This is a genomic window from Streptomyces sp. NBC_00075 (assembly GCF_045041225.1).
In the GTDB taxonomy this organism is placed as follows: domain Bacteria; phylum Actinomycetota; class Actinomycetes; order Streptomycetales; family Streptomycetaceae; genus Streptomyces; species Streptomyces adonidis.
On record NZ_CP108243.1, the window covers coordinates 10,023,901 to 10,038,004 of the forward strand.

A 14,104-nucleotide genomic window follows, 5' to 3' on the forward strand; every position below is an offset into this window, starting at 1 on the left:
GGGTCAGCCGCAGCAGTGGTCCGTCGGCGTCGCGGACGATGGCTGCTTCGGCGTGTGGCAGGAGACGGGGGCCGGCACGTCCAGGGCCGGGTTGCGGTCGAAGAAGCCGTCGGGCTCCAGCCGTAGCCGCGCCTTGGCCACCGGCATCACCGGCCATTCCTCGGGGCGCGGGAAGTGGTGGGAGCCGATCGTGGCCCACAGCACCAGGTCGGTGCCGTCCAACGAGCGGTTCTCCTCCTGCCACTTGTGCACTCCGTCGGCGCCCGGCTCGGCCTGGTTGGGGTACTCGCCGGCGACGAACCGCCGGTCCGGGTCGTAGGCCGTCGCCCACAACTGCCGTGCCACGAACGGGGCTCGGCGGGCACACACACTGTCCTCGCGCACCGGCAGCACCGCCGTGTTCTCCAAGTGCACGCGGTACGCGGTCGGTTCGCCCATCCGGTTGCGGGCCTCGGTGCTCTCCACCCGCCAGTGCAGGGCGCGGGAGGGGTCCGTGCTCCGGGCGCCCTCCGCCTCGTTGAGGATCGGACGCAGGACGGTGCGGGCCGCGTTGCCGTACGGGTTCAGGTCCGGGTCCGGCTCGGGCTCCGCCGTGACCTCGACCAGGCGGTTGTCGGTGCCGTCCACCGCCATGTCCAGGCGTACGGCGAAGAAGTGCTGGTGGTTGGTGACCGCGACGTTCGGGGCGACCCGGCGCGCGTACGGGGTCTCCTCGTCCTCCGTGACACCGGTCGCGGAGAGGATGCCGGTCATCTTGATCTCCAGCATCACCGAACCGTCCTGGTACAGCGACCAGTAGAAGCCGTAGTCGTAGTTGGCGACCGTGGCGAACGCCGAGATGATCAGACGGCGGGAGCGGCGCACCTCCGTCCGGCCGGTGCGGCCGTCGTGGTGCTTCCAGAGGATGCCGTCGTCCTCCTCGTGGACACAGACGGCGTTGGGGATGAGCCGGGGCACGCCGTCGCCGCCGAGCACCGCAGCGTCGAAGTACTGGATGACACCGAGGCAGTCGCAGCCCAGGGCAAGGGAGTTGGTGAGCGGGCCGGCGCCGTACTCGCCCCAGTCGAAGAAGTTCTTGCGGTACTGGGTGGAGGCGGTGTCGAAGTACGGGACGTACATCTCGTTGACCGCCGCACGCCGGATCACCTGTCGCGGGCCCTTACCTGCCGCGTCGAAGGTCAGGTCGTGCAGCACCAGGCCCTCGCGGTGGCTGAAGCCGACCCGGACCGACCAGCCCTGCCAGTCGAGCCGCTGACCGGTGACGGTGAAGCTGGGCCCGTCGGGCTGCACAACCTCCAGTGGTTTCAGGCCTGTTCGCTCCGGGACCACGCCCGCGCCGAACGTCCCGGACTCCTCCGACAGCGGGACGATCCCGTGGTCCTCGATGTGCAGGATCTCCATCGACTCCATGTCGATGATCGGTACGACGCCCTGGACCGGGCGCGCATAGCCGTTGTCGTCCTCGGAGGTGCGGTGCCAGACGCTGCCCCAGGTCAGCCGACGCCCCGGGTACTCGGGCGGTTCGAAGCCGCCGATCGACTCCGGGTCCACCATGACCAGCGACACGTCGTGGATGCCGCGCAGGGCGAGCGCCTCCCTGAAGCGCGGGTCGGCCCGGCACATGGCGGCGGCCTGACGGGCCTCCTCGGAGGAGCAGCCGGGGCTGCGTACGTCCAGCTCGCGCCAGGCCGTGCTCTGCGGCTTGTCGCCGAGTTCGAGGGCGACCTCGTAGGCGATGTGCGCGGAGGGACAGATCACGACCGCGCGGGCCCGTCTCGGATCGCCCGGGACGGCGCGGCGGGCGTGGTCCTCGTCCAGGGCCACGCCCCAGAAGCGGGCGTCCTCGGTGATCCGGGTGTCCGCCTTCAACACCGTGACGGCGGCGGCCAGTTCGGTGACCGTCAGTGGGTCCAGCGGGTGCGGTGCCTCGGTCGCCGGTACGGGTTCGGGGGCGAGGGTGCTCATGCGGGGGTTCCTTCCGGGACGGGGACGGCCGGGCCGCCGCACAGCACGGTGCCGCCGTCGGCGCGTGGATCGGCGGCGCCGTCGAGGCGGCCGTCGGCGGTCAGTCGTACGGCCTGGGTGTGGCCGGCCAGGTCGGTGCGGCCGGGCGTGACGACGACCGGCAGGCCCGACGGGAGGGTAGTCGTGGTGACGGGGATGGAACCGGGCTCGGCCAGCATGGTCTGGGTCTCGTGGCCGATGTCGCGGGCGCCGACCACCCAGCGCGGGCGGTCCAGTACGGCGGCCGGGTCGGCGTCTGGGTCCATCAGGGCGGGCACGGTCTGGGCGAGGATCTGCGGCTGGGCCCGGCCGCCCTGGCACCCGGCGGCCAGCAGGAGGTCGGCCGAGCGGCCGAGTACCGGGCACAGGGTGTGCGGGGGGCGCAGGCCGGGGCCGATGAGTGCGGGGTGACCGGGTTCCAGGCTGAACGCCGAGCCTCGGTTGTGCAGGACGATGCCGGTGGTGGGGTCGCAGATGCCGGAGCCGAAGGTCTGGTAGACGCTCTGGATCAGGGAGATGGCGAGGCCGGAGTCGTCGACTGCGGTGATGGCGACGGTGTCGCCGGCTGGGCGGGAGGGGGGTTTTGGTGGTTGGGCTCCGGCTAGTGGGGCGGGGTGTAGTAGTCCGTCGAGGTCGGGCTGTGAGCGGCGTGGGTCGCCCAGGAGGCGGTCGCGGGCCGCGGAGGCATCTTGGCAGAGGGGGGCCAAGTGCTCCGCTGTGTGGGTGAGTTGTTCGCTGCGGGGCGGTGGGGGCTGGTCGCGCAGTTCCCCGCGCCCCTGAAGGGGCGCTGCACCGCAACGGAGTTCACCAGTTCCGCTTGCGACAGTTGTGGCTACCGCGCTGTCCAGTACCGCCAGCAGCGTTGCCCCCTGGCTCGGTGGAGGTGCCGCCCACCAGCGCGTCTCGACTGAGTCCAGTGTCAACGGCTCCGCGGTCTCCGGCTGGTGGGCCGCCAGGTCGGCGGCCGTGAGTGGGCTGCCTGCCCGGCGCAGGCCTTCCGCGAGGGCCTCGGCCACCTGCCCCTGGTAGAAGGACCAGGGGTCGTCGGCCAAGTTTCGTAGTACGGCGGCCAGTTGTGGCTGGGGGAGCGGAGCGCCCTCCGTGAGCGGGGTCCCGTCGGGGGCGGTCAGCAGGGCGGTGAGTCCGGGGTCGGTGGCGATCTGCTCGGCGCGCTCGTCTATCGCGCGTGCCAGGCCCGCCGAGACCGTGGCGCCGTGCTCCGCCAGTTCGGCCGCGTCCCGCAGTGCGGCTGCGAGGGCGCCCGGGGTGCCGTAGGACTCGGCGAGGGCCGCCCAGCCGGCCACCACGCCGGGCACGGTCACCGTCTGCGGCCCTTGCGCGGGCATCCGGCGGTCCGTGGCGCGCAGGGCCTCGACGTCCACGTTCTGCGCGGCGGCCCCGGCCGAGATGATCGCGCGTACGGTTCCGTCGGGGGAGTGGACGAGGGCGATCATGTCGCCGCCCAGGGAGCACTGGTGGGGGTAGACGACGGCGAGCGCGGCGGCAGCGGCCAGCGCTGCGTCCACCGCGTTGCCGCCGCGCTCCGCCGCTCGGCAGGCGGCCGACAGCGCCGCCGGGTGCGGTGCGGCGAGGATCAGCCGGGAGCCGGCGCTCACGTGTCGTCCCTCGGCAGGAGAACGGTCCGCGACGGGGCTGCCTCGGCGCCCTGCAACGGCAGGGGGAGCGAGAGCATGTCGTAGACGCCCGCCGGGGTGTGCAGCAGGTCGACCACTTCGAGGATCAACACGTCGGCGGCGCACAGCAGTTGGTGGGTCTCCCAGTGGGTGGTGTAGGCGACGGCCTCGATGCTCAGGTAGTCGATGCCCGCGGTGCGCACCCCGGCCTCGATGAGGCGTTCCGCGCCGTCCGGGGCCAGGCCGACCCACTCCCTCGCCTTCCACGGGCTGCGCAGCACGCCCTCCGAGTTGCTGGTGCGCAGCAGCACCCGCTCCTCGTCGCCGAGGCCGACCGCGTCCAGGTCGGCGGCGGTGATCTGCTCCTTCACATGGGTCAGGTCGAGGACCCTCGCGGTGCCGTTCAGCGCGGACAGATCGAGCTGGTCGACGGTCTTTCCGCCGTCGATGAAGTGCGCGGGCGCGTCGATGTGGGTGCCGGTGTGGGCGCCGATGCGCCAGCGGCTCACGTTGGACGGGTCACCGGCGGTGCGGGACTCGACGATCTCCATCTCGGGGCGGCGGCCCCAGTGCAGCATTCCGGGGTGGATGGGGACGGACACGTCGATGGCCTTGGCGAAATTCAGGATCATGTTCATGCTGTGCTCCTATTGGATGCGGATATCATGGAAGTGGATCCAATAAGCGATGGCAGTGGATGCCTCGGGTGCATGGGAAACTGCTCCACCACCGCGCACCCTCCGACCGACCCCGAGAAGGGCTTGACCGACTCCGATGACGCCCCAGACAGACGAGGGCCCCCTCGTCGACGACATCGCGGCCCGCATCCGCGCGCGGATCATGAACGGCGAACTGGCGATCGGCAAACCGCTCCGCCAGGCGGCACTGGCCGCCGAGTTCGGGGTCAGCCGCACTCCGGTGCGCGAGGCGCTGCGTCAGTTGCAGAACGGCGGCCTGATCGAGATGCAGCCCCACCGTGGCGCGGTGGTCCGGGTGCCCGCGCCCTGGGAGGTGCGCCAGGCGTACGAGGTGCGCGCCGAGCTGGAGGGCCTGGCCGCCCGGCGTGCCGCCACCCGCATCACCGAGCGCCAGCTCGCCGAACTGTGCGAGCACAACGCCGTCCTGCGGGACGCGGCGGAGCGTGAGGCCGGTGGCAGCCCCGCCACCACCGCCGCCAACGACTGCTTCCACACCGTCGTCTGCGTGGCGGCCGACAACCCCTGGCTGAGCCGGATGATCGACCGCATAAACGAGAGCTTCCCGCGCAACGTCTCGTCGCTCGCCCTCGCCGGCGACGAACGCCACCGGCTGGAGAACATCCGCCAGCACGAGGCGATCATCGAAGCCCTGACCGCCCGCGACCCCGACCGGGCCGACGACGCCATGCGCGACCACATCGTCAGCTCGGGCGAGCATCTGACGGCCTGGTACGAGCGCCGCTCCCAGACCGTGTTCCACGGCTGAGACAACCGTGGGGCCTGTCATCGGGCCCCACCCGTCAACAGCCGTGCGGGGGAGAGGAACTCAAGGTCCGGACGAGCGGTTCCGCACACCAGATCGGCCAACGCCTCGCCGATCGCCGGCCCGAACTTGAACCCGTGCCCCGAGCAGGCCGACGCCACCAACACCTGCGGTACGCCCGGCACTTCGCCGACGAGGAAACGACGGTCCGCCGTCATCGTGTAGAGGCACGTCAGACTCTCGGTCACCGGTCCGGCCCCGGGCAGCACCTGCGCCACCGCCTCGGCGAGCAGGGCGAGTTCGTCCGCGCTCGCCGGAGGGCGGGGTGCGTCCGGATCCCAGGCCGGTCCGCTGTCCAGCCCCGCCTTCAGGCCACGGCCGTCGGCGGCGGGGAACCCGTACAGCAGGCCCTGCGGCAGATCCACCGAGAAGCTCCCCAGACCGGATCGGCCCAGCGGGCCTTCGGGGTCGGCCGCGAAGTAGGCGTTCACGATCCGAGTGACCGTCAGATGTGGGGCGAGGGTGGGGACTTGGGTTGCCGTCCAGGGTCCCGTGCAGAGCACCAGGCGGCGCGTGCGCAGTTCGCGGCTGTCGGCGGTGCGCACGACGACCTCTTCGCCGTCCGGCTCCCAGTCGAGGACCGGCGTACGGTCCAGCACGGCCGCGCCCGACCGTTCGGCCAGGGCGAGTTGGGCCCGCAGTGTCTCCCGCGCGTCGATGATTCCGGCGCTCGGGTCGTGCACCGCGCCGAATCCGGCGGGCAGTTGGAGCCCCGGGAAGATCCGTGCCGCCTCCTCGGGACCGACCTGGCGGCAGCCGGGGCCGCGCAGCGGATCGGGCCGGTCCAGCGGTGCCGCGTACAAACCCCCGGTGATGTCGAGGAGTTGGGTCTTCGCGGCCTCCTCCAGCTCCGCCCAGGCCTGGTAGGCGGTGTCCACCAGGCCGTCCCAGTCGGGGTGCGGATAGGCACGCCGGATCATCCGGGTCGCACCGTGCGAGGAACCCAGCTCGTGGCCCGACGCGTACTGCTCCAGGCCCAGGACGTCGAGTCCGCGTGCCGCCAGCCGGTGCAGGGCGGCGCTGCCGTGGACGCCGAGACCGACGACGATCGCGTCGTGGCAGCGGGGCATCACACGAGGTGTGGGGGCGGTCGTGACACTGGGCGCCGACATCTCCACGTCGGGCGTCTGCCCAGCCCGTACGTCCAGCCCGTGCCCCTGGACGACTTCCCGGATCTCCGCGTCGGGCGTCTGCCCGGTCCGTACGTCCACCCCATGCCCGTGTACGGCATCCCGGATCTCCGCGTCGGGCCTCCGCCCGGCCTGTACGTCCACCCCGTACCCCTGTACGACCTCCCGCGCCCCCGCATCAGGCCTAAGTGCCCCGCGCCCCCGCGCGATCTCCCGCACCGCCTCCACCAGGGCGTCCAGGTCGGACTGGTCGTTGTAGACGTGCACCGATGCCCGGACCACCTTGGTCAGCCCCCGGGGATCCATGTCCCAGCGCCCGTGCCCGGCGGGCACCGCGATCAGATGGACCCGGCGCTCGGCGAGTTCGCGCTGTACCTCGGAGGCGTCCAGGCCGTCGACCACGAAGGTGACGATGGCGCCGCCGGCGGCCGGGGGGTCGGTGATGTGTACGCCGGGTACTTCCGCGAGCCGTTCCCGCAGCCCTGTGGCGAGCCTCGCCAGATGTCCGGCGACGACGTCCACGCCCAGGGAGTCGAGGGCGGCCAGCGCGGCGCCCAGGCCGAGGCGCAGGGCGTGCGCGGCCTCCCACAGCTCGAACCTCTTGGCGTCCGGGACCAGTTCCCAGCTCCGCTCGGCGGTCCAGTGGGCGCCCCGGACGTCGGGGGCCTCGGGGGCGAGCCGTTCGAGGAGCGGGCGGCGGACCACGAGCAGGCCGGTGCCGCGTGGGGCGCGCAGGAACTTGCGGCCGGTTCCGATGAGGAGGTCACAGCCGATGGCGCCCATGTCTACGGGCAGTTGGCCGAGCGACTGGGTGGCGTCCAGGAGGAAGGGCACGCCGTGGGCCCTCGCCAACGCGCCGATTTCGGCGGCGGGTTCGACCAGGCCCGAGGAGGTCGGCACATGGGCCGCCGTGACCAGCGAGGCGGGACCGGCGCGTAGTGCAGTTTCCAGTGCCGCCAAGTCCACTGCCCCGTCAGGGCCGTTGGGCAGCACCTCGACGTGGATGCCCAGGTCGCGCTCGGCCGCCAGCAGGTGCAGGGCGCAGCTGACGTAGCTGGAGCGGGCGGCGAGGACGCGGTCGCCGGGGCGTAGCCGCAGTGCCGACACCGCGCGCTGCCAGCCCGCCGTCGCGCTCTCGACGAGGGCGACCTCGTCCGGGCCGACGCCGAGGAGGCGGGCGGTGCGTGCGTAGACGGCGTCCAGGGCGGGGGCCGCGTGTTTGGCGGCCTCGTAGCCGCCGGACAGGCTCTCGGCGCGCAGGTGGTCGATGACCGCGTCGACGGTGGCGTCGGCGAGCAGGGCCGCGCCGGCCGCGTTGAAGTGGTGGCCGGTGGCGGAGCCGGGGGTCCGGGCGCGCTCGGCGGCGACATCCGGCGTGCGGGTGGTCGGGGACGCGGGCGCGGCCGTGGTGCCGGTCGTCACGGGGGCGCTCACAGGGCGATCGTGATGCTCTTGAGCTCGGTGAACCCGTCGACTGCGGCGTCGCCGAGGTCCCTGCCGAGGCCGGACTGCTTCATCCCGCCGAAGGCCACGGCGGGGTCGAACTCGTTGTAGGTGTTGACCCACACGGTGCCCGCCTCCAGTGCGGCGGCGGTGCGATGGGCGCGCTGGAGGCTGCCGGTCCACACACCCGCGGCGAGCCCGTAGTCGCTGTCGTTGGCCAGCGCGATGGCCTCCTCCTCGGTGTCGAAGGGCATGACCGTGGCGACCGGGCCGAAGATCTCCTCACGGGCTATCCGCATGTCGGGCGTGACGCCCGTGAACACGGTCGGTCTCACGAACCAGCCCGCCCCGGGCATGGGTTCGCCGCCCACGGCCACCTCCGCGCCCTCCGCACGGCCCAGCTCGACATAGGCGCTGACACGGTCGTACTGCTCCTGCGACACCAGGGGACCGATGTTGATCCCGCCAGACAGGCCCGGACCGATCCGCAGAGCCTCCACCGTCGGCACCAGCAGGTCGAGGAACTCCTTGACGACCGTGCGCTCGACGAGGAGCCGGCTCCCGGCGGTGCACATCTGCCCGGAGTGCCCGAACACCGCACGCACGGCGGCCGGTACGGCTGCCCCCAGGTCGGCGTCGGCGAACACGATGTTGGGCGACTTGCCGCCGAGTTCGAGGGTGAGCCGCTTCACCGTCGGCGCGGCGGCGGCCATGATCAGCCGCCCGACCTCGGTGGACCCGGTGAAGGACACCTTGGCGACATCCGGGTGGGCGACCAGCTCCGCCCCCGTACGGCCGTCACCCGTCACCACGTTGACGACCCCCTCGGGGACGCCCGCCTCCAGGCAGAGCGCGGCCAGTCGCAGCGCGGTGAGCGGGGTCTGCTCGGCCGGTTTGACGACGACGGTGCAGCCCGCCGCCAGCGCGGGGGCGATCTTCCAGGCGGCGATCATGAAGGGGAAGTTCCACGGCAACACTGCCGCGACCACGCCGACCGGCTCGCGCACGCTGTAGACGTGCCGGTCGGGTCCCGTCGCGTGCACGGTGCCGGTCAGCCGGGCCGGGGCGGCGGCGAAGTGCCGGATGGCCTGGAGGCCGAGGTCCACGTCACCACGGGCACGCTCGATGGCCTTGCCGTTGTCCAGGGTGTCCAGGACCGCCAACTGCTCGGCGTCGCGTTCCACCAGGTCGGCGAGGCGCAGCAGTACGTCACGGCGTTGCCGGGGCGGCAGTCCGCGCCAGCGCCGGTCGCGGTGTGCGGCGGACGCGGCGGCGACGGCGGCGGCCACCTCTGCGGGGCCCGCCTGCGCGATGGCGGTGAGCTGCTCGCGGGTGGCGGGGTCGAGCACCGGGATCCGCTGCGGCGAGGTCCCCGTGGTCCAGTCGCCGCCGATGAGCATGGGCTCGCAGTCCGGCAGGTGGGGGAGGGTGGTGCTGGGGTCCAAGGTGTGCTCCTTCTGGGGCAAGGGGTCACGCAGGGGCGCGTACGGCGTCCGGGTCACGTACGGCCTACGTACGTCCGCCGGGCCGATGGGCCGGGTCGGGCCACGGCTCACGGACCGCCGCCGACACGGCCCGTGCGGTGGTCAGGACGCAGCGGTCGAACTCCGCCGCCCCGTGTTTGGCGTCGGCGTCGGTCACGTCCCTGCCCCATACGCCGGTCTCGCTGACCTGGTCCATGCGGTAGTCCCAGAAGGAGTCGACGTCGACATGGGAGGTCGCCCGGTCCATCCGCACCAGCTCCGGGGCCAGGTGCAACATGACCGAGGTCTCGAAGAAGTTGGCGTGCATCAGCGCCCGGCCGTAGGTGACGTGCCCGTCGACCTCGGGGCCGGGATACATCGTCACGTACCCCAACGCCCGTACTCGCGCGTCCCGGTGACGGACCCTCAGTTTCTCGGCCGAGACGTCGAGCGCCCCGTTGTTCCAGATGTGCCCGTTCAGCAGGACGAACTGCCGTACCCCGGAGGCGTACAGCGAGTCGATGACGTCCTCGATGACGGCGATCATGGTCTCGGGGCGCAGCGCCACCGTCCCGGCGAAGTCACCGTGGGACGCGGACACCCCGAAGCTCAGGGGCGGTAGGACGGGGACCCCCGTCAGGGCGGACACCCCGAGGGCGACGGCCTCGCAGATCCGGGTGTCCACGGCGAGGGGGAGATGCGGGCCGTGCTGTTCGGTGGCGCCCACGGGGATGATGACGGCGTCCTGTGCGGCGGCCGTGCTCCCGGCCTCCGGCCAGGTCAGCTCCTCCCACAGCAAGGGGGCGCCGGTGCCGCCGAGTTGGGCGGCGAGGTCGGGGACGTCCAGTTCCGTGGGGACGGTCCGTCCGGACGGACCGGTGATGAAGGTGGCCATGTCTCTCCTCAAGGTCATCAAGGTCGTCGCGGTCGTGTGTTCACCACTGGCGCCTGCTCTTCTCGGGCAGCAGGTCCAGGGCGCGCAGCGGGACCGGCTCGTCGCCGTCGACCGTGGTGACCCACACGGTGGCGTCCGGGCAGTAGTCGCTGATCAGCTCCCGGCACACCCCGCACGGCGCGATGATCCGGAACCGGCCCGCCGGTTTGATCTGCACCGACACCACGGCCGTGATGGCCAGCGCGGCCTCGCCCGGCAGCGTGCCCCGGGCGGTCCCCATGGCGACCCCCTCGGCACACACCGAACTGCGCCGACAGGAACCCTCCATGTGCACGCCGGTATGGATACGGCCGTCGGCGGTACGCAGCGCGGTCGCCACTTCATGCCGCCCGTGCTGCCATACCCGAGCCAGCAACTCCTGTGCGGTGGCGAGGAGTTCGGCGTCCTCGACGCTCATCGAAGGCGGAACGGAGACGGAGGCGACGCCGGCCGCGCTCATATCGGCAGACCCAGCAGCCGGGCCATGTTCCCGCCCTCGATCAGCGCCCGGTCCTTCTCGTCCTCGATCGCCTTCGCGATCTTCATACGCTCCAGGTCGAAGTCGGAGCCTGGCCACTCGCTGCCCATCAGGATCTTCTCCGGGCCCAGGCGTGCGTAGGCCCGCCGGACGTCGCTCAGCAGGGTCGCGGAGGTCTCCAGGTACACGTGCGGCTGACGCTCGGCCACGATGATCGCCTCGGGTACGTTCCACACGGCGCCCATGTGGGCGATGATCGTGGGCACTTGAGGGTGGTCGCGGGCGATCTCCTCGATCGCGAACGGCGCGCAGAACGCGTCGTCGAGCGCGTTGATGATCACCAGCAGCCCGCGCCGGGCGCACGCCTCGAACACCGGGTCCAGCAGACCGTGGTCGGCGACGTGGTAGCCGTGCAGGCTCGGATGCAGCTTCAGCCCGACGAGGCCCGCGTCGGCCATCCGGTCGATCTCCTCGATCGCGTCGTCGGCCTGCGGCAGCACCTGCCCGAAGCCGAAGAAGCGGTCGGGGTGCGCGGCGACCAGGGAGGCGATGAAGTCGTTCTCGATGCGCTGGGCCAGCGAGCACACCATCGCCATGTCCACCCCGGCGGCGTCCATCCGGTCGAGGATGCGCCGGGGATCGAAGGGCGTGTACGGCGGCGGGGCCTGGCCCTTGCGCGCGCCGGTGAGGTAGTCCGAGCGGCCCCGGACGTCCTGCGTGGTGTTGTAGGCGTCGATGATCAAAGCGTTACGTCCTTAATCGCTGGGCTCGCGGAACCGCCGGAGTCGGCCAAGCCGAGGTCGCCGGAGATCAGGGGCAGATGGCAGCGGACGCTCCTCCCCGGCGCGATCTCCCGCAGCTCGGGCATGCGTGTACGGCACTCGGGGGCGGCGATGGGACACCGCGTCCGGAACAGACAGCCCTCCGGTGGATTCGCGGGGTCGGGCAACTCGCCCTCCAGCACCTCCCGTTCGCGCGCCGGATCACCGCCGGGCCGCCGCAGCGCCGGTACGGAGGACAGCAGGGCCCGGCTGTAGGGGTGCGCGGGGCCGGTGAAGAAGGCGTCCCGGGAGGCGATCTCGATGATCTGGCCCAGGTACATGACGGCGATCCGGTCGGCGATGTGCCGTACGACGCCCAGGTCGTGCGAGATGAACAGCATCGTCAGTCCCCGGTCGCGGACCAGGTCCGACAGCAGGTTCAGTACCTGCGCCTGGATCGACACGTCCAGCGCCGACACCGCCTCGTCGGCCACCACGAACTGCGGCGATGAGGCCAACGCCCGTGCGATGCCGATGCGTTGACGCTGGCCGCCGGAGAACTCGTGCGGCCTGCGTGCCCCGGCCTCCGCGCCGAGACCGACCAGGTCGAGCAGTTCGGCCACCGCCTTCGCGGCCTCTCCACGGGTCGCTCCGCGCGCCCGCAGCAGCGGCTCGGCGACGATGTCGGCCACCTTGCGGCGCGGGTTGAGCGAACCGAACGGGTCCTGGAAGACCATCTGCAACTCGGCCCGGGTACGCCGCAGTTGACGCCCCCGCATGCGGGTGAGGTCGGAGCCGGCGAACTCGATCCGGCCCGCCGAGGGTTCGATCACCCGGAGCAGCGCCCGGCCGAGCGTCGACTTGCCGCACCCCGACTCGCCGACCAGGCCCAGCGTCTCGCCCTGGAGGATGTCGAGGTCGACGTCCCGCAACGCCCTGACCCGGCCCCCTGCCCTTCCCGGGTACTCGACCCGCAGCCGGCGGGCGGAGACGAGCGGCGCGCTCATTCGGCGCCCCCCATGGTGCGGGCCTCGGCGCGCTCGGCGCCGGGCAGTACGCAGGCGTCCACATGCCCGTCCCCGCCGTGCCGCCGCCGCAGTTCCGGACGCTCGCCGCAGGCGTCGTGCACGAACGGGCACCGGGGCGCGAAGGCGCAGCCGGACGGCCGCTCCACCCCGGTCAGCGGGCTCCCGGAGATCGCGGGCAGCCGTCGTAGCACCGGACCGTCGATCGGCGGAACGGAGCCCAACAACCCCATGGTGTAAGGGTGTTGCGGGCTGAACAGCACCTCGTCCCGCAGCCCCTGCTCCACGATCCGGCCCGCGTACATCACAGCCACCCGGTCGGCGACCTCGGCCACGACGCCCAGGTCGTGGGTGATCAGCAGCACCGAGGTGCCGTGGTCGCGCTGCACCCGCTTGAGGACCGCAAGGACCTGGGCCTGGATGGTGACGTCCAGGGCGGTCGTCGGCTCGTCGGCGATCAGTACGGCCGGGTCGTTGGCCAGGCCCATGGCGATCATCACGCGTTGCCGCATACCGCCGGACAGTTGGTGCGGAAAGGAGCGGGCTGCGCGGTCCGGGCCCGCGATGCCCACCTCGCCCAGCAGCTCCACCGCGCGGTCCCTCGCCTGCGCGCGCGGCACGTCACGGTGGGCGCGGATCATCTCGGAGACCTGGGCGCCCGCCCGGTGCAGTGGGTTCAGCGCGGCCAGGGCGTCCTGGAAGACGACCGCGATCTCCTTGCCCCGGACCGCCCGCAGTTCCCGCTCCGAGGCGGTGACCAGGTCACGGCCGCCGAAGGACACCTCGCCGGTGATGTGGGTGCGCGGGCCCCGGTTGAGGCCGACCAGGCTCATCGACAGGGCGGACTTGCCGGACCCCGACTCGCCCACCAGGGCCAGGACTTCACCCTGCCGGAGGGTCAGGTCGACGCCGTCCACGGCCGGGAGGCGGCCTCCGGGCACGTCGAACTGCACACGCAGGTCGCGGATTTCGAGTACGGGCTCCGACACGGCCTGGTCCAGGGGGTGTTCGAGGGCGGCCGTCATGAGGCGGTGCCGACGGCCAGGGCGGCCGTGTGGATCATGTCGGCAACGCGCTGTGGCCATACGAGAGTCGTGTAGTGGCTGCCGGGCACGTGCTCGACCGTCGCCTTCATCCGCTCGGCCATGTCCCGCTGGATCTCGGGGCGCAGGGTGCGGTCGTCGTCGGCGACCATGTACCAGCTGGGCAGCGTGCGCCAGGCAGGGAAGCCGGTCGCCTGCCTGAAGATCGCGTTCTCCGCCTTGCGTCCCTCCGCCTCGACGACGACCCGCTGCTCGGGGGAGAGGTCGGGCCCGATCTCGGCCCAGAACTCGGGGCTCGTCTCCGACTTCCACTCGCCGTTCGGGCCGCGCCGCATGTACTTGGAGATCTCGGCCTCCTCGTACCGCTCGACGATCTCGTTGACGGTCTCGCCCTCGTCGGGCCCGAACGCGCAGATGTACACCAGCCCCTTGACCCGTGGATCGCGGCCGACGTTGCTGATGACCGCGCCGCCGTAGGAGTGCCCGGCGAGCAGTACGGGGCCCCAGGTCTCCGACAGCACGGCGGAGGTGTGGGCGACGTCGTCCGCCAGGGAGGTCATCGGATTGGTGACGGTGAACAGCCGGTGGCCGAGGGCGGTGAGCAGGGGCTCCACCGCCGACCAGGTCGTGGGCCGTCCGCCGGCGCCGTGGACCAGCACGATGTCCAT

At 72.1% G+C, this 14,104-nt stretch carries 12 protein-coding genes; 1 reads left to right on the forward strand and 11 read right to left on the reverse strand.

Annotation, left to right across the window (positions count from 1 at the left end):
* Positions 1-3: 3 nt before the first annotated feature.
* From OG787_RS43825 to OG787_RS43835, 3 genes are read right to left on the reverse strand one after another with little or no spacing between them, the layout of a single operon-like run.
* Positions 4-1,965 (reverse strand): primary-amine oxidase, encoded by a 1,962-nt coding sequence (locus tag OG787_RS43825; RefSeq protein WP_405539022.1) that lies wholly within the window; start codon positions 1,963-1,965, stop codon positions 4-6.
* The gene (locus tag OG787_RS43830) at positions 1,962-3,620 is read right to left on the reverse strand and encodes a gamma-glutamyltransferase (RefSeq protein WP_405539023.1); all 1,659 of its coding nucleotides are present in this window, start codon (positions 3,618-3,620) and stop codon (positions 1,962-1,964) included. The genes OG787_RS43825 and OG787_RS43830 overlap by 4 nt, the downstream gene beginning before the upstream one ends.
* On the reverse strand, positions 3,617-4,276 hold the full coding sequence (locus OG787_RS43835) for a cyclase family protein (protein ID WP_369030016.1): 660 nt from the start codon (positions 4,274-4,276) through the stop codon (positions 3,617-3,619). Before OG787_RS43835 ends, OG787_RS43830 begins: the two co-directional genes overlap by 4 nt.
* A gap of 136 nt (positions 4,277-4,412) precedes the next feature.
* Between OG787_RS43835 and OG787_RS43840 the strand changes: the two genes are divergently transcribed.
* Positions 4,413-5,102, forward strand: coding sequence for a GntR family transcriptional regulator (locus OG787_RS43840; RefSeq protein ID WP_369030015.1), 690 nt, complete (start codon positions 4,413-4,415; stop codon positions 5,100-5,102).
* A 17-nt stretch (positions 5,103-5,119) separates the two neighbouring features.
* Here the strand turns inward: OG787_RS43840 and solA are convergent, their stop codons facing one another.
* The 8 genes from solA to OG787_RS43880 all read right to left on the reverse strand — a co-directional run bounded on the left by solA (position 5,120) and on the right by OG787_RS43880 (position 14,104).
* Positions 5,120-7,723, reverse strand: a complete 2,604-nt coding sequence (solA, locus tag OG787_RS43845; protein ID WP_405539025.1) for an N-methyl-L-tryptophan oxidase — start codon at positions 7,721-7,723, stop codon at positions 5,120-5,122.
* The gene (locus OG787_RS43850; protein WP_405539027.1) at positions 7,720-9,177 is read right to left on the reverse strand and encodes an aldehyde dehydrogenase family protein; all 1,458 of its coding nucleotides are present in this window, start codon (positions 9,175-9,177) and stop codon (positions 7,720-7,722) included. Before OG787_RS43850 ends, solA begins: the two co-directional genes overlap by 4 nt.
* Before the next feature lie 64 nt (positions 9,178-9,241).
* Positions 9,242-10,090 carry a creatininase family protein gene (locus OG787_RS43855; RefSeq protein WP_369030012.1) on the reverse strand — a complete coding sequence of 283 codons (849 nt, stop codon included), beginning with the start codon at positions 10,088-10,090 and terminating at the stop codon, positions 9,242-9,244.
* Between the two features lie 40 nt (positions 10,091-10,130).
* On the reverse strand, positions 10,131-10,589 hold the full coding sequence (locus tag OG787_RS43860; protein WP_369030011.1) for a cytidine deaminase: 459 nt from the start codon (positions 10,587-10,589) through the stop codon (positions 10,131-10,133).
* Complete coding sequence (locus OG787_RS43865; protein WP_369030010.1) at positions 10,586-11,350, reverse strand: amidohydrolase family protein; 765 nt, start codon at positions 11,348-11,350, stop codon at positions 10,586-10,588. The genes OG787_RS43860 and OG787_RS43865 overlap by 4 nt, the downstream gene beginning before the upstream one ends.
* Positions 11,347-12,375, reverse strand: coding sequence for an ABC transporter ATP-binding protein (locus tag OG787_RS43870; RefSeq protein WP_405539028.1), 1,029 nt, complete (start codon positions 12,373-12,375; stop codon positions 11,347-11,349). The genes OG787_RS43865 and OG787_RS43870 overlap by 4 nt, the downstream gene beginning before the upstream one ends.
* On the reverse strand, positions 12,372-13,418 hold the full coding sequence (locus OG787_RS43875; RefSeq protein WP_369030008.1) for an ABC transporter ATP-binding protein: 1,047 nt from the start codon (positions 13,416-13,418) through the stop codon (positions 12,372-12,374). The genes OG787_RS43870 and OG787_RS43875 overlap by 4 nt, the downstream gene beginning before the upstream one ends.
* Positions 13,415-14,104: an alpha/beta hydrolase gene (locus OG787_RS43880; protein WP_369030007.1), complete on the reverse strand. Its 690-nt coding sequence runs from the start codon at positions 14,102-14,104 to the stop codon at positions 13,415-13,417. The genes OG787_RS43875 and OG787_RS43880 overlap by 4 nt, the downstream gene beginning before the upstream one ends.

Coding starts and splice junctions, on each gene's coding strand:
- OG787_RS43825 (WP_405539022.1), bottom strand. CDS start 1,965: ATGAGCACCCTCGCCCCCGAACCCGTACCGGCGACCGAGGCACCGCAC.
- OG787_RS43835 (WP_369030016.1), bottom strand. CDS start 4,276: ATGAACATGATCCTGAATTTCGCCAAGGCCATCGACGTGTCCGTCCCC.
- OG787_RS43840 (WP_369030015.1), top strand. CDS start 4,413: ATGACGCCCCAGACAGACGAGGGCCCCCTCGTCGACGACATCGCGGCC.
- OG787_RS43855 (WP_369030012.1), bottom strand. CDS start 10,090: ATGGCCACCTTCATCACCGGTCCGTCCGGACGGACCGTCCCCACGGAA.
- OG787_RS43860 (WP_369030011.1), bottom strand. CDS start 10,589: ATGAGCGCGGCCGGCGTCGCCTCCGTCTCCGTTCCGCCTTCGATGAGC.
- OG787_RS43870 (WP_405539028.1), bottom strand. CDS start 12,375: ATGAGCGCGCCGCTCGTCTCCGCCCGCCGGCTGCGGGTCGAGTACCCG.
- OG787_RS43875 (WP_369030008.1), bottom strand. CDS start 13,418: ATGACGGCCGCCCTCGAACACCCCCTGGACCAGGCCGTGTCGGAGCCC.
- OG787_RS43880 (WP_369030007.1), bottom strand. CDS start 14,104: ATGGACATCGTGCTGGTCCACGGCGCCGGCGGACGGCCCACGACCTGG.